This window comes from Hungatella hominis (assembly GCF_014288005.1).
GTDB lineage: Bacteria > Bacillota > Clostridia > Lachnospirales > Lachnospiraceae > Hungatella > Hungatella effluvii.
This window is the reverse complement of the sequence record NZ_JACOPB010000023.1, coordinates 14,542-35,948: the sequence shown is the minus strand read 5'-3', so window position 1 is coordinate 35,948 and position 21,407 is coordinate 14,542. Positions and strand designations below refer to the sequence as shown.

Sequence of the window (21,407 nt, the reverse complement as noted above, 5' to 3'; positions counted from 1 at the left end):
GCACGACAGGAGCATAAGATGGATGGGATCGATAAGAAAATAGAAACAGAGGGAGGCGCTGCGATAACGGCAAAGGAGGAAAATGGATTGAAAAAGTTTGACATTTATAAACATATTGGACCCATCTCCAGGCCTAATAACGGCTGGACAAAAGAACTGAATTATATCAGCTGGGATGACCGGGAACCCGTCTATGATATCAGAACGTGGAACGAGGACCATACGGCGTATGGAAAAGGCGTGACGGTGACGGCCGGTGAGATGGTGGTTCTGAAGGAACTTCTGCAGAGCAGAAACGTGTTTTGATCATGAGAAAATTGGAATATAAGAGGGAGGTATCCCAATGTATACATATGAATACCGCTTTTATCCCCGGTCATTCGAACCGGAGAAACTCGATGTGTTTATTGATAATATGCAGTGGTTTATATCCTGTCTGTATAAGAATGGCCAGATTTTGTCTGAATTTCAAAATACAGTCAAATGCGCAGAATATTTTGCCTGCAGAATCGTAGCGCCGGAACGGGATTCTCTGAGTGAAAAGTATGGAAACCGGTATACCCGGGAGTTTTTTGAGGATGTATGCAAAGACTCTGCAAAGCCGCCGGAGCTGCTCTATATCGGAGAAAATTATGATGTGGAGGGCAGCTGTACGTGTGAAGTTCCCAGCCATTATATCCTGTTTTCGGAGTGCCTGTGGGTTGCATCTCCGATTATCTGCGGTGATTGTAAATGCCCGGTACCGCTCTACAAGTTTCCGAAAACCTATGACGGCACGGAGTATTTCGACCTGTTAGGATGGCAAAAAGCTTACCGGGCCTGTGACCGGCAATTTTATGAAGGAATCGGAGAGCGGCATGGCTATAAAATGATGCACGACCCGAACAGCCTTTTATCGAAGGAAGCACTTCAATACTGCAGTATCATGGAAGAAAAGACGGGAAAGCCATTTTATTATTTTCTGTTTACTTATTACAAAAAGAATAAACCGGTCTGCCCAAAGTGCGGGGAACCGTGGGTTAATCAGAATCATGTGATATCCCGTAAGATACGGTATGATTTTGTCTGCCATCAATGCAGACTCGTAGCCGATGATCCTAACTCCTGAAGAAAATAACGGGTGATGACCGGAGAACGAGGGGGATCTGGCGTTGAGAAATGGGGGGAACGGAGATGGAAATGTTTTATTCCAAAGGTATGCTGGGCGGATGCCAGGAAGTATACATGGATCGGAACGGGATTACAAAATTAATCGTTTGCGGCGAATAAGAATTGCTTTACAGGCAGCAGCCTTTATGGTACACTTAAAGAAATCAGGAAGGGTGGTGAATATCATGACGAATAAGAGATTATTGATAAATCAAAAAGTCATGCTGTTTACGATCGGGAGTTTTCTGTAGCCTTTCTCTTATAGTCGATCAGTGGGTGCTTTTGATTTGTCAAAAGCACTTTTTTTAATGCTAAAAACATGGCGCTGAATGATGGGTTTCACTGTTATTCAGAATACACAGAAAGGCTGCAGGAAAGAGGGAAAATGAAAGTAACTGGAAGAATACTGCCGAAATTTCCAAAGGCAGTCTGTGTAATTATTTTGTGTGCATTTTTTAAAGCGGTGGCATACTGGGCGCTGACGCCCTATTTGCCCATGTATCTGGGAAACCGTCTCGGAATCAGCGTAGAGAACAGCGGATATCTGATCGGACTGGGCAGTTTATCGGGGACGATTATGAGCATTTTTTGCGGATTTCTCATAGACCGCTGTGATAAGAAAAAGATTTTTTCGCTGTCACTCTCTGTGATGGCAGTCAGTTACTTAATCTTTCCGGGAATGTCAAATGGATTCCTTATTCTTGGAGTATTAATAGTGATTAACATTGCGTCCTCATCCCTGGCTATTGTTACCAATGCCTGGTTTTCCATAATGCTGTCAGAGGAGGAAAGTACGAAAGCATTTTCCATTAAATACATTCTGGAGAACATCGGCGCTATGGTGGGGCCTGTACTGGGTACGGTGCTGGTGAAGCTTGATCTTCGCTTTCCGTTTTATGTGGCATCTGCAAGCCTGGTTTTGATAACGCTCATTTTCTTTGTCTATTCAAAGGCGCTGGTGAGCAGTCCGGTCAATGGGAAAATTGATGTGGGCAAAACGGAAGATTTGGGAATTAGGCAGACCATGAGGCTGCTGGTACAGGATAAGCGGCTGCTCTATTTTACAGTTGGCGGCGTGCTGTCCATGATGATATACGGAGCGCTGGTTACATTTATGTCATTGTTCTTTTCTTCCGTATTGCCCTATGATGAGGCGTATCGAAGAGTGGCCTATATTTCGGCGCTGAATGCCGCAATTGTGATGGGACTGCAGTACTTTGTGAGCGCAGTTATCAGGAAGAAAACAATCATGAGATGGGTGCGGTTCGCTGTCGGGTCCATGATGGCAGGCCTGATAATTTTAATCTTTCGGTCGGACATGCTGTGGCTTACTGCGGCGATTGTGTTGCTGTCCTTTGGCGAAGTGGCCATTGTGCCGGCGGAGTACTTATTTATTATAAAGATTACTCCAAAAGAGCAGAGAGGGGTATACCTCGGCGCACAGAATATGATCGTTCTGGGACTGTCCATATCACCGGTCCTGTGCGGATATTTGCTGAAAGAGGCGACTGCCTCCATGATGTTCGCCGTCTTGTGCGTCATATTGGTGTTCAGCCTGGCGTTTTACCAGATGGGATACTCTGTAAGTGAAAAATCAGAGACGATTTAAACGTATGCGAAAGCTATGAATGTAAAAACGGTGATTTTCCTTGACATTCGGTATGACTTCTATTAAACTTATTAAGTAAATACTCAATGAATAGAAGCTTAATGAATGAACTGGAGGATCCTGTTTATGAATACGCGTGACCAGAAAAAAGAGAAACGGCGCGAAGAAATTTTACTTGCAGGCCTGGATCTGTTTGTAAAAAAGGGGTATGCGGCGACGAAGACCAGCGATATCGCAAAGGCGGTAAATATGAGCGACGGCCTTTTGTTTCATTATTTTGCGACGAAAGAGAGACTGTACGAGGAGCTTATCCGCATCGGGACAGAATCCTCCCAGGCGTGGATGGAGACCGATGAGCGATCGCCGCTGAACTTTTTTACGAATGTGACAAATCAGATCCTGGATATGATTCGCATGAATCCGCAGGGGGCGAAATTCTTTGTATTGATTGCACAGGCGCTGAGAAGCAGCACGACGCCGGAACGGATCACGCAGATTCTGGCGTCCCAGGAGACCCGTTATGCTAAAACCGTGGAACTGATCCGGAAGGGGCAGGAGGCGGGAGATATCCGCAGAGGGAATCCTGAGGCGCTGGCCTGCACGTTCTGGTGCAGTATCCAGGGAATCGCGGAACAGCTTGCTGTATATCCGCAGACTCCATTTCCGCAGGCGGAATGGATCGTCAGCATATTAAAAGGGACGGAGGGGACCGCGTAGTATGGAAAATGTAGAGATAAGGTGCTTAAACCAGCTGGAGGCAAGACATGTTCAGCAGACAGCCGCGCTGTTAGTGGACAGTTTTTTCTCTATGTTTAAGGGAATAACGAAGGAACGGGAGCTTCTGCAGAGACTTTTTACACCCTGTATGCAGCTGGATTTGATTTACGTGCTCTTAAAGGAGGACCGGGTAGCCGGCCTGATCGCAGTCTCTGATTCCAGGAGAAGGGCCATCGTGATGAATGAGGAGACGTGTGTCTCTGTATTCGGTCCGATAAAAGGGAAGATACTTGCGTGGCAGCTGGGCAAAATGCTTAGCATACCCGCTGTGAAAGGGGAACGAAGCGGATACGTTGATTTTATAGCGACATCACCGGAATACAGGAGGAAAGGAGTGGGAGGGCAGCTTTTAACGTTTGCCGAGGCCGGTTTGGATTTTGATGAGCTGTATCTCGACGTGCTGATGGATAATCTGCCGGCTGTCTCACTCTATGAGAAGATGGGGTACAGAACAGAGACCATGAAGAGGAGTATCTTAATGCGCCTGGCTGGTATAAAGGCGATGTACATTATGAAAAAGAAATTGAGATAATGGATAAGACCGGCAGTCGCAGGCAGAGTGCCTGCAAGAGATGAAGGGGACTGGAAAAGGAACAAATATTTACTGTTGAACAGCGGAACACTGACTCCGCAGGACCCTTGAGCTTCAGAGTCCGAAATACGGATAAGTATGCGGAAGAAAAGGTACGTCTGGCAGACTATCATGAGTCTGCTGGCCGTACCTTTTCTTATGAGCTCTGTTTAACTCTGTTTCTCCGTGGGGCATCCGATTAAAAATCCCACACATCCCGATACGAAATCCCTGAACTGCGCTGTTGTGGCTGCCACCGAAGAGGAAGACAGCAGGTCGGAGTTAAGGGCGTTGACATTGCGCAGAAGGATCAGGGTAATCAGGCAGAATAATCCTATGAATGTGGCAATCAGGATTTGCAGCCTGCCAGTCAGAAATTTTGCCGGGAGGGATTCTGAATCGTCATTTTCCGCGTCTCCGGTTCCGAACTGTTCCTTTTCCGGTTCAAAACCGGGGCCTGCATCCTCTGTGGAATCGTAGGAAGGGACACTCTGTGAAGAAAAGTGTTCGTCTCCATTATCCGGGGGGGCTTGCCTGATTTTGGTCTGCCTGGATTTCCCCTCGGCCTGCAGGATAAAGTTGGCGCTTAAGATATAGCCGAATATGGCGGCGGAGGATGTCCGCACAATCACATCGATATGCTCAATTTCCGAACCGGTTCCGTTGTGGGAAAACAGGCTGTATGCGGACTGGGTCAGCAGTACAAGGAAAAATACAAGAAGGCATTTATCGACCAGAGGAATTCTGTCGAGTGCCGCACAGAGGCATTTTCTGCAAAAAAGTAGTTTTTTCATGGTGTCTCCTCCTCTGTATAAATTATGCGGGGAAGCTGTGTGAGGTTACAGGCTGTCCGAAGACGGATGGGAGACATATGAAGGAGATTGCGCGGCGGTTGTAATCTATCTGACTTATTCGATTGAGTTATTCCCTGATCTGCTTTATAATTTAAGAATAATCAGAACAAGCGAACAGTCAGAACGTGATACAATCTTGTATTTATGATAAAGTACAGAAAGAGGTGGAGTTATGATACAACCGGGCGAGGCTGGCAGAACGGTCCGTTCTTTTTTTGATGCGTATCTGATCCGGCGGAATGTGAAGGACACGCTGGATTGTGTGACAGATACCGTGCATTGGGTGGGAACTGGAAAGTCTGAACTGTCAAAGGGACGGGAGCAGACGGAACAGGCGCTGCATACGGAATTTGCCCAGGCGCCGGAACCGATGAAAATAGAGTATGACAGCTTCGAAGAGACGGTTGTTTCCGACCAGTGTGCCGTTGTGCTTCTCACGGCTGATGTATATCCGCCGGGGAGTGAAGAACCCGGTTTTTGGTTCCGGGTGAGCGCCGCCTGTGTCAAGGGAGAGGATGGGGTATGCAGAATCGCATCGATTCACGCATCGACACCCGAAAGACAGCAGGAAGAAGGCGAGTATCTTCCGAAATCCACGCTGGACCGGTATGAACTGGAGCGGGAGCGGCAGGCGAACCAGTATGACCATCTTTTTCAGTCCATGCTTTGCGGCATTGTGCAGTACCGTTTGACCGGTATGGGCGTTGAATTTAAAAATGCCAACCGGGAGGCGATCCGTATATTCGGCTATGAACCGGAGGAGTTCTGGCAAAAAAAGGATTGGGATCTGCCGATGCTGATTATGGAGGAAGACCGGGAGACTGTATTAAAAGAGATCGATACGCTGCATGAGACCGGTGATAAGTCCGATTTTGAATACCGACTGCTTCAGAAGGATGGAATCCCATGCTGGATCATCGGCAGCGCGGAAGTCCTTCTGGACAGCGACGGAGAGCAGATTATCCAGAGCGTATTTATCGATATCAACGCCCGGAAGAGGGCGGAACTGAATGAACTGCGTCTGACCAGACAGGTAGAGGCGAGCAATGAAATCATACATCTGGCTCTTGAGCATACCACCACCTGTGAATTTTATTACTATCCGCAGACCTGTGAGTGTCAGGTTCCGGAGCGGACTTACGAGGCATACCACTGCCGGAGCCGGTATGAAAATATGCCGCACAGTTTTGCAGAGGAACAGGTGGATGAAGCGTATTATCCAGCCTTCTATGCGATGTACGATCAGATTCACCGCGGAGAACGGACGGCTACCTGCGAATTCCGCGGGAAGGACAACCGTTACTGGAGCCGCCAGACCATGTCTGTGATACTCAGCGATGAAGAAGGAAATCCGCAGTTTGTCATAGGGATTGTGGAAGACATTACCCGTGAGAAGGAGATGGAGACGGCGCTGAAAGAAGCCAGATCCCGCGACAGCCTGACCGGACTGTACAATAAGGAGAGCGGGATCCGTCTGATTCAGGAGTACCTGGCCTCAGGAAGAGAGCCGGGGGAGCATGGCGTCATGATGCTTCTGGATATGGACGATTTTGAGGATATTAATCAGAAAGAGGGCAATATCTTCGCGGATGCGGTTCTGCAGGAGGTGGCGGATGTTCTGCGGCAGGTGACGGAAAAGGAGAGCATTAAAGCCCGCCTGGGCGGAGATGAGTTTATGCTTTTTCTGAAAGACTGCAACAAACAGGAAGCCGGGATCATCGGTCCGCGCATCGCTGCCATGATACAGAATATCATCCTCAACACGGAAAAGGATATCCGGATTGCAGCCAGCATCGGTATGTGCAGTACCGAAGTGACGGACGAATATAACGCGCTGTACTGCTGTGCCGAGAGTACATTGAAATACGTCAAGGATCACGGCAGGGGTAACGCCGCCTGTTATCTGGATACCTCCAGGGAGGTGGGCGTGCTGCTTACACAGATGTATCCGGATGAGTTCCAGGTAAATACGGTTGACCGGGAGATTCTGCATCCGGAGAAGGATCTCGTTTCCTTTGCACTGGAACTGCTGGGGCGGTCGAAGAATATCAACGACGCCGTGTTTCTGCTGCTATCTCGTATCGGAAAGAACTACCATTTCGACCGGGTATCGATTATTGAGGCGGATAAAGCCTTTTTGTCCTACCATTTTTCCTACCAGTGGGCGCGTCACCATTCGGATCTGCAGCTTGGACAGGATTTCTATGCCTCGGAGGAGGATTTTGAAATCTGCGCCAACATGTATGATGAGGATGGCCTGGCCGATCACAATGTGAGAGACGGAATCTCCCATATCGCCTCCTGTCTTCATGCCGCGATCTGGAACTATGGGGAGTACGTGGGATCCATGAGCTTTGAAGTCGATCAGGAAAACTATCAGTGGACCCGGGAACAGAGGAAGCTTTTAAAAGAGCTGGTGAAAATTATTCCCTCTTTTATCATGAAATCCAAAGCCGACGCCGTGAGCCAGGCAAAAACAGATTTCCTATCCCGTATGTCCCACGAAATCCGTACTCCGATGAATGCCATCAGCGGTATGACGATTATCGCCAAGAGTGTGCTGGATGACCGTGAGAAAGCGCTGGACTGTTTAGAGAAGATCGAGTCGGCCAACACCTATCTGCTGGGGCTGATTAATGATATTCTCGACATGTCGCGGATCGAGAGCGGTAAGATGGAGCTAAGCTATGAATCCATAGATTTGGAACAGCAGCTCTCCAATCTGGAGTCCTTATTCCGCGCCCAGGCCGAGGAGAAGCATCTGGAGCTGACCTTTGAAAATGACTACAGGAAAAAACGGCCGCTCCGGGCAGACAGCCTGCGGCTTAACCAGATTCTGGTCAATATTATTGGAAATGCCGTAAAATTTACGGAGCTTGGCAGCGTTGCGGTCCGGGTTAAAGTGCTGGAGGAAGAGCCGAGAGCGTTGATTCGTTTTTCCGTCACGGATACGGGAATCGGCATCGAACCGGCTGCCATGAGAAGAATCTTCAATGCCTTTGAGCAGGCGGACGCGCTTACCGCTTCCCGCCACGGAGGAACGGGACTGGGACTGTCCATATCCAGCCGCCTGGTGCAGATGATGGGCGGTACCCTGGAAGTACGCAGCGAACCGGGAACGGGATCGGAGTTCTTCTTTACCCTGAGCCTGGAATATGCCTGCGAAGATGCGGAGGAGATCCATGTGCAGGAACAGAACGTGGACATTCCTGATTTCCAGGGAAGTCGTGTTCTTCTGGCCGAGGATAATGAACTGAACCAGGAGATAGCGCAGACGATTCTGGAGATGAACGGCTTCGCCGTGGTCTGTGCGGCCGATGGTCAGGAAGCGTTGGATATCTACTGCGGGAAAGAGCCCGGCTGGTTTGATGTGATTCTGATGGATATCCGCATGCCGGTCATGGACGGACTGGAGTCAGCCAGACGTATCCGAACCTCTGGGCGTCCGGATGCCCGCAGAATTCCCATTATCGCCCTGACGGCCAACGCATTCGACGAGGATACGAGAAAGTCGCTGGCCAGCGGCATGAACGGCCATCTCTCAAAGCCGATCCAGGTGGATCAGATGCTGGAGACTCTGGGAAAATGCATGGGATTGAAGAAATAGGGCGCGGCGGAAATACTGCCGGTTACTCAGGAGGAGAAGATTATGTATTCGTTTTTGCTTGTTATCATCTATATGGCTTTTATCAGTCTGGGACTGCCGGACTCACTGGTGGGTTCTGCCTGGCCTGTGATGCATACGGAGCTGAATGTTCCGGTTTCCTATGCAGGTATGATTACCATGGTGATTGCGGCTGGCACCGTTGTTTCCAGCCTTCTTTCCGACCGTCTCACGAAGAAGTTTGGTGCTGGTCTGGTGACCGCCGTCAGCGTATTCATGACGGCAGCCGCATTATTCGGATTTTCCGTATCCGATTCCTTTGTCCTGTTGTGCCTGTGGGCCATCCCTTATGGCCTTGGCGCGGGAGCGGTCGATGCAGCGCTTAATAACTACGTGGCTCTGCACTATGCTTCCCGCCACATGAGCTGGCTTCACTGCTTCTGGGGACTCGGCGCCGCTGCCAGTCCCTATATCATGCGATATTGCCTGACCGGCGGCTATGGCTGGCACAGCGGGTACCGCACGGTTTCCATCATACAGTTTGTTCTGACGGCCGGACTTTTCATCAGCCTGCCGCTCTGGAAACAGGTGAATGGGGGAAAGAAAAGCCATACACAGGAAGACGGCACAGAGAATGGCCCTGTAAAGGCTCTCGGCCTCCTTCAGACCATGAAAATCAAGGGCGTTCCGCTGGTGATGGCGGCATTCTTTTCTTACTGCGCTTTGGAGCAGACGACGATGCTCTGGGCGAGCAGCTACATGGTGCAGCATCGGGGAATCGACGTGAATCTGGCTGCAGGATATTCCGCCCTGTTCTTTTTCGGTATTACATTTGGACGCTTTTTAGGCGGTTTTGTAGCCGACTGGCTGGGAGACCGCGGGCTGATCCGTATCGGTATCGCGATGATCGTGGCGGGACTGATTCTTGTTGCGGCTCCGGTAAAAACCAATATGCTGGTTCTTGCCGGTCTGGTTGTGGTCGGTTTCGGCTGTGCTCCTGTATATCCAGCGATTATCCATGCAACACCCTATAATTTCGGAAGGGAAAATTCCCAGTCCATTATAGGCGTACAGATGGCCAGCGCCTATATCGGAACGACATTTATGCCGCCCCTGTTCGGATTTATGGCCTCCAGCATCAATATCAGCAGTTTTCCGTATTACATACTCATCCTGACGGTCCTTCTGTTTGTTATGTCGGAGAAGTTAAACCGGACAGTGGACAGGAGAAGAAACCGGTAACAGAATTACAGAGGAGCCTTTAAATACTGCCCCGGAGATTTTCCCTTATATTTTTTAAACGCCCGGGTGAAATAACTGACATCGTTAAAGCCGCAGAGCATGGCGATATCCGTGATCTGGCTGTCTGTGCCCGCCAGCAGGCAGCAGGCCCTCTCAATCCGGTAGTAATTGACGTAATCGATGGGCGTCCGCCCGGTCATTTCGGAGAAGAAATGGCAGAAGTATTTCGGTGACATCCCGGCCGTGCGGGCCAGTTCGTTTAAGGTGATCTTCTCGGTATAATGGGCATCGATGTAGTTCAGTACATTCTTTAGAAGATAGAGATTCCTGTGGCTGGATAAGTCCGATTTGTCAGAGACGGTATACCGCTTATCCAGGCAGAGCAGTCCCATAAGCTGGCAGAGCAGTCCCAGGCACTGCAGCTTTCCTCCTTCCTCCGAATTCTGCATGAGAGCAAAGAGGCGCTTAAGCAGACTGTGAATCGCGGTATCTTCCCCAGCCGGGAAATATTCCTCCAGGATCAAATCCTGTCTGTCCAGCCGCTTTAAAAAATCAGAGTCAAAGGTCTGGCTGAAAAGAAGGCCGACAGGAAATACAAGGCATTCGTAGACGCAGTCATAGGGCGTTCCGCCGTGAAGCCCGCCGCTGTTGACAAGCAGAATGTCGCCGGCGGCCGCAGTCCGTGTGGTTTCATTGATCGTCACGTGGAACGTGCCGCTTATGATGTGAATCAGCTCCAGTTCCTCGTGCCAGTGGTAGGGCATGGCATACTGCGGATGACTTTCCGTGACATGGTAATAGCCTGCCGGAAAATCTGCAGTTCCATGATGTTTCATTTCTTTATATTTTATATAATGCATATCTAAAATCACCAACTTCAAACATGAATTTTATTCTATATAATTTCCAATTATACGGTACAGGTGCGGATTGCGCAATGGATGAATCGGAATATTGTCCAACTATTTGCCATGATAAGACAAGAAAATACGTCGAAGAGATGGTACTATGATCTCATAAGAATAAACGATTTTCCAAGGAGGAATGTAACATGGCAGAGAGCAGATTAGTGGGAAGCTATCCGGTGATCGGGATCAGACCGACCATTGACGGGAGAAGAGGGTATTTAAAGGTGCGGGAGTCTTTAGAAGATCAGACCATGAATATGGCGAAGGCGGCTGCAGAGCTTTTCGAGAAGCATTTACGCTATTCCAACGGCGAGCCGGTGAAGGTGGTGATCGCGGATACGACCATCGGAAGAGTGGGGGAAACGGCGGCCTGCGCCGATAAGTTCCGCAGAGAAGGCGTGGACATCACCCTGACAGTGACTCCATGCTGGTGCTATGGGGCGGAGACGATGGACATGGATCCGATGACCATCAAAGGCGTCTGGGGATTCAACGGGACAGAACGTCCGGGCGCGGTTTATCTGGCTTCTGTCCTGGCCACCCATGCGCAGAAAGGGCTTCCCGCGTTCGGAATCTACGGCCACGACGTACAGGAAGCGGATGATACGGAGATTCCGGAGGAGGTGAAGGAGAAGCTGCTTCGTTTCGGCCGTGCCGCGGTGGCGGTGGCGACCATGAGAGGGAAATCGTATCTCCAGATCGGATCGATCTGTATGGGAATCGGCGGTTCCATCATTGACCCTGCCTTTATAGAAGAATACTTGGGAATGCGCGTGGAGTCGGTCGATGAGGTGGAGATCATCCGCAGAATGTCAGACGAAATATACGATCATGCAGAATATGAAAAGGCTCTGGCCTGGACGAAGAAGTATTGTATGGAAGGATTTGACAAGAATCCGGAGGAAGTGAGAAAGAGCCGCGAAGAGAAGGACAAGGACTGGGAATTCCTGGCGAAAATGATGTGCATTATCAAAGATCTGATGAATGGAAACCCGAACCTTCCGGAAGGCTGTGAGGAGGAAAAGGTGGGCCATAACGCCATTGCCGCCGGTTTCCAGGGACAGCGCCAGTGGACCGATTTCTACCCTAACTGTGACTTCCCGGAGGCAATGCTGAATACCTCCTTCGATTGGAACGGAGCAAGAGAGCCTTACATACTGGCAACGGAAAATGATGTCCTAAACGGCCTTGGCATGATGTTCATGAAACTGCTGACAGGCAGAGCACAGATATTTGCCGATGTCCGGACCTACTGGAGCGGCGACGCGGTAAAACGGGCGGCGGGCTACGAGCTGGAAGGACGGGCGAAGGAGGCGGATGGGTTTCTTCATCTGATTAATTCCGGCGCGGCGTGCCTCGATGCCAATGGAGGCGCGAAGGACGCTGACGGAAATTCTGTGATGAAGCCGTGGTATGAGGTGACGGAAGAGGATCAGAAGGCCATCATGGCAGCCACGACCTGGAATGAAGCAGATTTCGGATATTTCCGGGGAGGCGGATTTTCATCCAGATATTTGACCGACTGTGAGATGCCGGTAACCATGATTCGTTTAAATCTTGTGAAGGGGCTGGGACCTGTCCTTCAAATCGCAGAGGGCTGGACCGTAAAGCTGCCGGAAGAAGTGAGTGATACGCTCTGGAAACGAACCGATTATACGTGGCCGTGTACCTGGTTCGCACCGAGAGTGACCGGAAAGGGAGCATTTGCCACCGCATACGACGTGATGAATCACTGGGGGGCCAATCACGGCGCCATCAGCTACGGCCATATAGGCGCCGATTTGATCACGATGTGTTCCATGCTCAGAATACCTGTGAGCATGCACAATGTACCAGAGGAGAAGATCTTCCGTCCGGCCGCATGGAATGCCTTTGGCATGGATCCGGAGGGCCAGGATTACCGCGCTTGCGCCGCGTTCGGGCCTGTGTACCGGTAAGGCGGTGGCAGTATGAGTGAAAAACAGGTACTGGCAGTTGATTATGGAGCTTCCAGCGGCCGTGTGATGCTGGGCGGGTTTGACGGGGCTTCCTTTACCATTTCCGAGCTCCACCGTTTCCCCAATGATCCGGTGAAACTGGGAGATACCATGTTCTGGGATGTGCTCCGTCTCTTCTTCGAGATGAAACAGGGAATCGTAAAGTCAAAGGCTTACGGAGAGATTTCCGGTATCGGCGTGGATACCTGGGGCGTTGATTTCGGTCTGCTGGACCGTGAGGGAAGGCTTCTGGATAATCCGGTTCACTACCGGGATGGGCGGACAGACGGAATGATGGAAAAGACGCTGAAAATGGTCGGCAGAGACCCTCTCTATGAACTGACCGGGAATCAGTTGATGGAGATCAACACGCTCTTTCAGCTGATGGCTGTAAAGGAACGGAGGCCGGAGCCTCTCGAGAGGGCAGACGCCCTCCTTCTGATGCCGGACCTGTTCCAGTATTTCTTATCCGGAGCGAAAATCAGTGAAAAATCCATTGCCTCTACCACCCAGATGATGGATATGAGGCAGGGAAAGTGGGCCTTCGGATTGCTGGAATCCCTTGGACTCCAGGCAGGAATGATGTGTGACATACTCCCCGGAGCAGTCAGAACGGGAAGCCTGCGTCCGGAAATCCAAAAAGAACTGGGGGTGCCGGCCATGGAGGTGATCGCTGTGGCTGGCCATGATACCCAGAGCGCCATGGCGGCAATTCCGGCCCGGGAAGAGGATTTCCTGTTTATCAGCTGTGGAACGTGGGGGCTGTTCGGAACGGAGCTTCCGGAGCCGGTCATCAGCGGAATGTCAAAGAAGTTTAATATCACCAACGAGGCCGGACTGGAAGGCAAATACGCATTCTTAAAGAATATCATCGGTCTGTGGCTGATTCAGGAGAGCAGAAGACAGTGGATACGGGAAGGAAAGGAATACGGATTTGGAGAACTGGAGACGAAGGCCGCCTGCACGGAACCTTTAAAAAGCCTGATTAATCCGGACGCACCGGAATTTGTCCCATCCGGTGATATACCTGAACGAATCCGGCAGTTCTGTCGGAAAACAAGGCAGCCGGTTCCACAGTCTGAGGGGGAAACCGTCTGCTGCATCGATCAGAGCCTCGCGCTTGCGTACCGGAAAGCCATGGACGAGATCAGAGCATGTACGGGAAAGCAGTACCCGGTCATTCATCTTATCGGCGGCGGCGCCCAGAGCGGCCTGCTGTGTCAGATGACTGCCAATGCCTGCGGCCTGCCTGTAGTGGCAGGACCGGTGGAGGCGACCGTCTATGGAAATACCATGGCTCAGTTCATGGCACTGGGAGAGTTAAACGGCCTCACTCAGGCGAGATGCGCGCTGGCGGATACTCTGCATACCGTTGTCTACGAGCCGTGCGACCGGGAAATCTGGGAAGAGGCCTATGAAAGATACAGGGAAATACTTTAAAATCGTTACAATTCACGGCTGCTTTGTCCGGACCGGACGGCGGGGACGGACAAAGCAGCCGTGAATTGTAACTAAAAATCCGGAGGTAAGAACATGGAATTAACGTATATGGAATTGAGAGAACATATCTGCGATATCTGCCATAAAATGTGGCAGCTGGGCTGGGTAGCGGCCAATGACGGCAATGTGTCGGTAAAACTGCCGGATGGAACATTTCTGGCAACACCGACCGGGATGAGCAAGAGCTTTATCACGCCGGAAAAACTGGTACACATCGATCAGGACGGTCAGGTCCTGGATGCGCCAGCCGGGCTGAAACCGTCCTCGGAGATCAAAATGCATCTGCGCTGTTATAAAGAGAGGGAGGATGTGGGAGCTGTTCTTCACGCTCACCCGCCCGTTGCAACCGGGTATGCCGTAGCCAATAAGCCTCTGGACGAATATTCCATGATTGAAACAGTAATTGCGCTTGGCTCCATACCCGTGACGCCTTACGGAACGCCTTCTACCTACGAAGTACCCGACCGGATTGCGCCGTATCTGGGAGAACATGACGCCCTTCTCCTGCAGAACCACGGAGCGCTGACTGTCGGAGCGGACTTAATCACGGCGTATTACCGGATGGAGACGCTGGAGCTGTTTGCGAAAATCAGTCTCAACGCCTATCTGCTGGGAGGGGCAAAAGAGATTTCAAGGGAGAATATTGACTGCCTGATTTCCATGCGGGAAGGCTATCAGGTGACTGGAAGACATCCCGGCTACAGGAAATACGGAAAGTGAGGAGAGTAGAACTATGCTGAAAGGAATACCTGCAATCCTGTCCCCGCAGCTGCTCAAAGTATTATGCGAGATGGGGCACAGTGACACCCTCGTGATCGCTGACAGTAATTTCCCGTCGGAATCCATAGGAAGGGGCGGGATCGTGATCCGCATGGATGGACACTCCGCCCCGGAAGTGCTGGAGGCTGTATTGGAGCTCTTCCCATTGGACTCCTATGTCAGCCAGCCGGTCAGTCTGATGGAAGTTATGAGCGGAGATACGGTTGAAACTCCCATATGGGATACGTATGAGGAAATCGTGAAGCGGCGCAGCGGACTGGAGGGCAGTGCAATAGGCCATATCGAGCGTTTTGCATTTTATGAGGAAGCGAAGAAGGCCTATGCGGTTATCGCTACGGGAGAGAAGGCGTTATATGCGAATATTCTGCTGCAAAAGGGCGTGGTTTAGAGAATACCATGGTATTGACACATATTGAATGTCCGAAAATAATTCCTGGTTCTTCTTTTGAGGCGGCGGTAGAGCTTGCGGTGGATTACTGTATCAGGAACGATATACTGGCGGAATTCTTATCGTCTCACAGAGCGGAGGTGTGTGAAGTGATACTTACAGAATATGGTGAAGAGATGCATATAGCCAGCGAGAAGGAGATCAGCAGGGAAGAGGGACTTTTAAAAGGCCGCGAAGAAGGAATACGAGCATTGATCATGGATAATTTGGAAAAACAGGTTCCGGAGGATATCATTATTCAGAAACTACAGAGATATTTTTCCCTGGATAAAGAAAAGGTAACTGCCTATCTCAGTACCTCTAAAAAAGAATATGTGTCAATTTATGGAGAGCGTGAGAAGATATAAATCACAAATCATAAGAGAACAAGACCCCCCAGAGCACCGGCTCCGGAGGGTCTCGTTCGCTTAAATAAGCTGCGTATTTCGTCTGATCCAGACGGTTAGATCTCATACCAGATAATTTCATTGGCATCCAGGTCCAGTTCGAAGCTGGAACCGTCACCTTTATATATCGTGGTATGCTGCGGTTCATAGGTGTTATTGACAACACAGTATTTTCCATTTTTAACGTAGGCGTGTACCTCTGCGTTAAAGTTGGAACTGAACCAGCGGTAAAGGTTGTCTTCATCGTGGGAGGACCAGATGATGGAGCGATACAGAATGCGGCTGTTTTCAAAGCTGTAGGGAAGTCCGCTTAAGTAGACGCATCGTCCCTGTCCGAACTCATTCACTGCCATCTGTACTTCCTTGTCTCTCTGTACCAGAATCCGGGTTCCGTCAAGGGCATAGATGTTTTTCTTGCCTTCACCAAAATCAATGTCTCTGGTACAGTCCTCTTTGATAAAGTGGTCATGCTGTTCCCAATTGTATTTGTCCACGTTAAGCGTAAAGCCGGTTTCCTTTTCCACGCCCATAACCGTAGCCAGCTGGAAGAAATGGCCCTCATGCTGATGAGCAGCCGGTTCACCGACTCCGATAAATCCTCCGCCGTTGTAGATGAATCTTTTTACTGCGGTTATAATGGTCTCATCCGTCCAATTGTCTCCGCCAGTGTAAGCGGTGTCGCCATCGCCCACATTGAGGATCACGTCGATGTCATTTAAAATCTCAGGGTTCTCCCGGATATCGTCAAAGCTAATGAACTTCACATCAAATGGCGCTCCGCTCAGAGCCTCGATAATCCCTGCATAGGAATAGTTTTGCTTATGATAGATGGCATGATGAACCATGTGATTGCCCCATGCACGGGCCTTGCCCCAGCAGTTCAGCACGGCTACTGTCTTTATGCAGTAAGGGGTCGTGCCTTTGATATTGTCATACAGGGTGCGGAATTCGTTGCATACGTCCTCCACATAGCTGATAAATTCCGGGAACTGTAAGGCCAGCTTTAAATAGCCGCCATAGCCGATCCGGTCAATGGGCTTTCTTAAGATGGCCCTTCTGGCAGTTACCCAGTTAATCTTTGCTTCCTTCACAGGATCTCCGCCCTCATGGAAGGTGTCTGGGAAGAAATAGGGGAGTAAGCGTCCTTCGGTGTAGTCAACTCCTTCGATATCGCTGATAAGACGGAGCGTGCAGCCGTTTCCTACGCTGCCGACCACGGCATCCAGACCAATGGTCTTAAACTCATCCATGAAAGGCTCTGTCCCGATCCAATGATCACCGAGAAACATCATGGCTTCTTTGCCGTATTCGTGAGTGATATCAACCATTTCCTTAGCCAGCTTGGCTACCTCACGTCTCTGGAAAGCCTGGAAATCCAGGAACTCTTTGGAAGGAATCCGGTAGTTGTTGTTCATATATCCCTGGTCGATGATGAACTCAGGGCGGAACGGATAGCCGGCCTCCTTCTCGAACTGTTCTAAGATATAGGGACTTACCGATGCCGAATAGCCGTACCAGTCTACGTATTTTTCTCTTGCCAGTTCATCGAAGATCAGAGTGAACTGATGGAAGAATGTGGTATAGCGGATTACATCCACGTGAGGATTGGCCTCCAGATACTTCCTGAGCCTGTCCATGGAAAACTTGTGTGTCTTAGGCTGACGTACATCAAAGGTGATCTGTTTTTCAAAATCAGTCCAGCCGTTGGTGACTGCATTGTACATGTGCACCGGATCCCACATGATGTAAGCCAGGAAGCTTACTGTATAGTCATGGAATTCTTTTGCTTCGTGGATAATCACATCCCCGGTCTGGCTGCTGTACTCCCAGGAAGATACCGGAACAGGCTGACCGGTGGTTCTGTCTATGACTTCCCACCAACGCCTGATATCGTCCCTGTCGTTCACTTTCAATAAATCTGTATGTAAATGGTTCATAAGATGAATAGACAGCTCATCCTTTACTGCTGTATAGAACGGTGTCATAATATACATCTGCTGAATCTCGTCGGGATTGGCCTTAGCCCAGGCATTGTCCTTCCTGGTGGTGTAGTAGGTGGAATAGACTTTGGCATCCACATTCTTTAATTCATCCGGATAATCGGTACCATCACAGTCCCGAATGGCGTCGGCGCCCCAGCGTTTCAGCAGTTCCAGCGTCTCCGGAACTACGTCCACGTCTGTGGGTATTGTAACTCTTCCAATAAAATCCTTTTTCATTTTCGTTCTCCTTTGCTGTCAAGTTAATATTTTTAGCCTTTCACACCGCCGCCTGTAACACCGGCAATAATCTTTTCGGAGAGGATGACATACAACAGGAAGGTGGGCAGGAAGACGATAATTACTGCCGCAAACAATCCGCCGTAATCTCCGGTGTACTTCATAGCATTTACAATTTGGAGCAGTCCTACGCCGACAGGAGTGGTCTCCGTAGACGTTGCAAAGATAAGAGCCATGAAGAACTCGTTCCAAACGCTCATAAAGTTAAAGATGGTAACCGTAACGATAGCCGGCTGGATCAGTGGGAACATGATCTTCCAAAAGGTCTTGGCGGGTGTACAGCCGTCAATCGCTGCTGCTTCTTCATAACTTCTTGACAAACTGGCAAAGAAGTTCAGCAGGTAAGTGGTGGTAAAGGGTACACGTAAAAGGATATAAAGAATAATCAGTAAAATTCTTCCCCGGATGTGATACTGGGCCGTCAGTGAATAGATCGGCATGATAATCATAACCTCCGGGATACTCATGGCCAGGATTAAACCTGTCTTGACTCCTTTATTTCCAAGGAATGTAAAGCGCGAAAGCACATACGCGGCCGGAGCAGAGATCAATATAACCACGATACAGGAAGATACCGCATAAAGCAGAGAGTTTGCAAAATAAACAGAAACATTGTTGCCCTTCCACGCGCTGGCATAGTTCTCAAAGTGAACTCCTGATTCAAACTTAAATACCGTGCCGGTGAAGATTTCTCTGGAGGTGGAAAGGCTGGCACCCAGAATCCAGATCAGGAAGGCCGCTGTAAAGGCAACCCAAATGGTCAGAATGAGATATCCCGGAAGAAGGGTCAGCTCTTTTCTCCAGTTCACCTTGCTCCTAAACACGTTTTCTTTGTTCCTTTTTCTCATTTTTCACTCCATTCTGTGGACATGTCAGATAAGTATCTTTCTTGCGCCACGTTTCTCACACATTAATATTCAAGATCATCATCTTTAAGCAGCCTGTTCATAATGAAATAAACAATTCCAATAAAGATTGCCATGACAACGCCGATGGTAGCACCGGCGCCTGCATCTCGCTGAACATTGCCGACTGTACCAAATACCGTGTCATATAAGTATACCACCGGTGTAATTGTGGAAGCTTCTGTGCTGACCGGTGAGAACATCTTGGACCATAAGTAAAAGGTAACACAGTTTACACTCCAGAATGTGATGTTAGTTTTAAAAATGCCGCGGAGCAAAGGCATGGTAATCCTGCCAAACTGCTGAACTTTGTTAGCCCCGTCAATTGTGGCAGCTTCATAGATATCTGAGGGAATCTGTTCGATGCCGTTGATGAAAATCAGCATATAGTAGCCTACCGCGCCAAAAGTGAAGGCAGCCAGCATGGCCCAGAATTTCATGTCGGTTCCCAGCCAGTTCTTCCCCTCCAGCCCCATCGTCCTTAAAATCTGGTTAATGAGACCGTAATCCTGATTGTAGATATACTGAATCCACATGGTAGCCAGAGCCACGGCGCTGATAATATTGGGAAGATAAATCGCTGCACGGAAAAATTTTTTAAACCGGATTCCACTGGTGATGATAACAGAAAACAGCAGTGAAAAACTGAGGATAATAATGCCTCCCAGTAACCAGATAATCAGAATGTTTGTCGCCGCTCTCTGAAAGGTGGGACTGGAAAATACCTTTGCATAATTAGCCAGACCGTTAAAACTCCATTCAGATGCACTGGAGGTCACGCTTTCAATCTTAAAAAAACTCATGATTACGGTTCTGACAACCGGGTATAAATACATGACAATTAAAGCAAGTATACAAGGTGTTATAAAACCAACGATAAACAATTTGTTTTTTTTCATTTCTTATTTCACCTTTCTGACCAAATGAGGTGACGCTATAAGCGCCACCTCCGGTTTTCCAGCATTCTTTAATATAAAGCGTCCAGAGCCTTTGCAAAATCTTCGCCTGTTGCATAGCTTCCTTCATACAGTTTTACAATTACTTCCTGAATAACGGAAATCTTGTCTGCGTTAGCGTTCAGACCCATATTCCAGGAAAGAGGAGCTGTAGTATTCATCAATACCTCGTTAGTTCCGCTCTGAACAGCAGGTGGAGTATTGCTTGGATCCGCTGGGATATTATTGGACAAATCAGCCATGTTTTGGCTCTGCTTGCCGCTGGTTAAGAATACAGCAAAATCAAATGCCGCCTGAGGATTCTCACTGTATTTGGTGATACCGATGGAGTTCGCTCCTGCAAATGTGCTGGTATTGTCCACGCCGCCTTCTACGGCCGGATAAGCGAACAGCCCCCAATTGAGTTCTGTGCCTGTATTGGCGTTAACTTCTGCAGTGATGTAGTTTGCACATACTACCATGGCGATTTTCTGTGTAAGACCGATCTTGTTCTGGCTTGCCGGATACTCATCAGGAGCGCCGTCTGCCAGATAGCCTGCTTTTACGAAGTCGATCATTTCCTGGCCTGCTTTTACTACGCCAGGATTGCCGCTCCAGCCGCCGTTAGTTGCCAGATCTTCAACAGCCGCCTGTCCAATATGTCTTGACAGATGGTAACCAAACAGGAATGGGGCATAAGTACTGTCGAGAGCCAGAGGCTGATAACCCTTGTCCTTCATGGTCTGGCAGGCAGTCATGAACTCGTCCCATGTTGCCGGAGCAGTGATGCCGCAGTCATCAAAGATATCTTTATTGTAGAACACGCCGCCTACAGATGGCTGCTCGGTAACACATGGAAGGAATCCGGCCCATTCAGTCGCCTGATTGTTGAATACAGCGTAGCTCTTGTCAGCGTATCCGGCTTCCTTTGCCATATCTGTCAAATCAGCAACATAATTGACATAGTTCTTGGAGATTCTGGTGTAGTCGTCTTCAAACATATCAAACTTTTCCTGAGCTTCCAGTGCGGAAGAGAGGATGTTCTTGGTTTCACGGCCTTTCCACTCGAACTTAATCTTGGCTCCGGTTTCAGCCTCGAAAGCCTCTGCCGCCTGCTGAAGTGCCTGTCCCTGAGGCTCATTGTTTGTCCACATGGACCAGTATGTAAGTTCAACACCTTCGTACTTCTTGTCTCCCTCAGCCGCGGCTGGTGCTGCAGTTGTTTCGCCGGTCTCGGCTTTGGCAGTTGTTGCTGCCGGAGTTTCGGCTGGTGTCTCTGCTGGTTTTGCATTGTTGCTTCCACAGCCTGCTAAAAGACCTGCCGTCATGGCAGCAGCCAGCAGAACGCTAATCGGTTTTTTCTTCATAGATAAATCCTCCTTTTTGTTGGGCACTGCCCATTTGAAATATCTTAAATTCATAAGTAAATTATATACTGATCCAGCGTTCATTAGCTATCAGTATATTGTTTTGTTTTTTATGTT

The 21,407-nt window shown here is 49.4% G+C and carries 18 protein-coding genes; 12 read left to right on the top strand and 6 right to left on the bottom strand.

The annotated features are described in order from the left end of the window. Window positions 1-18: 18 nt before the first annotated feature. The 5 genes from H8S75_RS28610 (at window position 19) to H8S75_RS28590 (ending at window position 4,067) form a co-directional block, all read left to right on the top strand. Complete coding sequence (locus H8S75_RS28610; RefSeq protein ID WP_187024428.1) at window positions 19-306, top strand: YdbC family protein; 288 nt, start codon at window positions 19-21, stop codon at window positions 304-306. Between the two features lie 37 nt (window positions 307-343). Then, entirely contained in the window at window positions 344-1,108 is a 765-nt protein-coding gene (locus H8S75_RS28605) for a DUF2310 family Zn-ribbon-containing protein (RefSeq protein WP_187024427.1), read from the top strand. 426 nt (window positions 1,109-1,534) lie between these two features. Next, a complete protein-coding gene (locus H8S75_RS28600) occupies window positions 1,535-2,758 on the top strand; it encodes an MFS transporter (protein WP_187024426.1) in 1,224 nt (407 codons plus the stop codon). 126 nt (window positions 2,759-2,884) lie between these two features. Next, window positions 2,885-3,475: a TetR/AcrR family transcriptional regulator gene (locus H8S75_RS28595; RefSeq protein WP_187024425.1), complete on the top strand. Its 591-nt coding sequence runs from the start codon at window positions 2,885-2,887 to the stop codon at window positions 3,473-3,475. A gap of 1 nt (window position 3,476) precedes the next feature. Continuing rightward, on the top strand, window positions 3,477-4,067 hold the full coding sequence (locus H8S75_RS28590; protein WP_187024424.1) for a GNAT family N-acetyltransferase: 591 nt from the start codon (window positions 3,477-3,479) through the stop codon (window positions 4,065-4,067). Between the two features lie 209 nt (window positions 4,068-4,276). Here the strand turns inward: H8S75_RS28590 and H8S75_RS28585 are convergent, their stop codons facing one another. Beyond that, window positions 4,277-4,900: a hypothetical protein gene (locus H8S75_RS28585; RefSeq protein ID WP_187024423.1), complete on the bottom strand. Its 624-nt coding sequence runs from the start codon at window positions 4,898-4,900 to the stop codon at window positions 4,277-4,279. Window positions 4,901-5,132: 232 nt separating this feature from the next. On the opposite strand from H8S75_RS28585, the gene H8S75_RS28580 reads away from it, so the two are divergent. Both H8S75_RS28580 and H8S75_RS28575 read left to right on the top strand, forming a co-directional pair. Next, the gene (locus tag H8S75_RS28580) at window positions 5,133-8,567 is read left to right on the top strand and encodes a diguanylate cyclase domain-containing protein (protein WP_187024422.1); all 3,435 of its coding nucleotides are present in this window, start codon (window positions 5,133-5,135) and stop codon (window positions 8,565-8,567) included. 42 nt (window positions 8,568-8,609) lie between these two features. Beyond that, window positions 8,610-9,806, top strand: coding sequence for an MFS transporter (locus tag H8S75_RS28575; protein WP_187024421.1), 1,197 nt, complete (start codon window positions 8,610-8,612; stop codon window positions 9,804-9,806). A gap of 5 nt (window positions 9,807-9,811) precedes the next feature. Here the strand turns inward: H8S75_RS28575 and H8S75_RS28570 are convergent, their stop codons facing one another. Then, window positions 9,812-10,666 carry a helix-turn-helix transcriptional regulator gene (locus H8S75_RS28570; RefSeq protein ID WP_187024420.1) on the bottom strand — a complete coding sequence of 285 codons (855 nt, stop codon included), beginning with the start codon at window positions 10,664-10,666 and terminating at the stop codon, window positions 9,812-9,814. Window positions 10,667-10,857: 191 nt separating this feature from the next. Between H8S75_RS28570 and H8S75_RS28565 the strand changes: the two genes are divergently transcribed. The 5 genes from H8S75_RS28565 (at window position 10,858) to H8S75_RS28545 (ending at window position 15,765) form a co-directional block, all read left to right on the top strand. After that, window positions 10,858-12,651: an L-fucose isomerase gene (locus tag H8S75_RS28565; protein ID WP_187024419.1), complete on the top strand. Its 1,794-nt coding sequence runs from the start codon at window positions 10,858-10,860 to the stop codon at window positions 12,649-12,651. 12 nt (window positions 12,652-12,663) lie between these two features. Beyond that, window positions 12,664-14,130 (top strand): rhamnulokinase, encoded by a 1,467-nt coding sequence (locus H8S75_RS28560; RefSeq protein ID WP_187024418.1) that lies wholly within the window; start codon window positions 12,664-12,666, stop codon window positions 14,128-14,130. Window positions 14,131-14,223: 93 nt separating this feature from the next. Continuing rightward, window positions 14,224-14,910: a class II aldolase/adducin family protein gene (locus H8S75_RS28555; RefSeq protein WP_187024417.1), complete on the top strand. Its 687-nt coding sequence runs from the start codon at window positions 14,224-14,226 to the stop codon at window positions 14,908-14,910. A gap of 13 nt (window positions 14,911-14,923) precedes the next feature. Next, window positions 14,924-15,358 (top strand): RbsD/FucU family protein, encoded by a 435-nt coding sequence (locus H8S75_RS28550; RefSeq protein WP_187024416.1) that lies wholly within the window; start codon window positions 14,924-14,926, stop codon window positions 15,356-15,358. 8 nt (window positions 15,359-15,366) lie between these two features. Then, on the top strand, window positions 15,367-15,765 hold the full coding sequence (locus H8S75_RS28545; RefSeq protein ID WP_187024472.1) for a hypothetical protein: 399 nt from the start codon (window positions 15,367-15,369) through the stop codon (window positions 15,763-15,765). 95 nt (window positions 15,766-15,860) lie between these two features. Here the strand turns inward: H8S75_RS28545 and gnpA are convergent, their stop codons facing one another. From gnpA to H8S75_RS28525, 4 genes are all read right to left on the bottom strand, one after another. After that, window positions 15,861-18,023 carry a 1,3-beta-galactosyl-N-acetylhexosamine phosphorylase gene (gnpA, locus tag H8S75_RS28540; protein ID WP_187024415.1) on the bottom strand — a complete coding sequence of 721 codons (2,163 nt, stop codon included), beginning with the start codon at window positions 18,021-18,023 and terminating at the stop codon, window positions 15,861-15,863. A 32-nt stretch (window positions 18,024-18,055) separates the two neighbouring features. Further along, entirely contained in the window at window positions 18,056-18,931 is an 876-nt protein-coding gene (locus H8S75_RS28535) for a carbohydrate ABC transporter permease (RefSeq protein ID WP_054356312.1), read from the bottom strand. A 62-nt stretch (window positions 18,932-18,993) separates the two neighbouring features. Beyond that, on the bottom strand, window positions 18,994-19,887 hold the full coding sequence (locus H8S75_RS28530; protein WP_187024414.1) for a carbohydrate ABC transporter permease: 894 nt from the start codon (window positions 19,885-19,887) through the stop codon (window positions 18,994-18,996). A 68-nt stretch (window positions 19,888-19,955) separates the two neighbouring features. Next, window positions 19,956-21,290, bottom strand: coding sequence for an ABC transporter substrate-binding protein (locus H8S75_RS28525; protein ID WP_187024413.1), 1,335 nt, complete (start codon window positions 21,288-21,290; stop codon window positions 19,956-19,958). Between the last annotated feature and the right edge of the window lie 117 nt (window positions 21,291-21,407).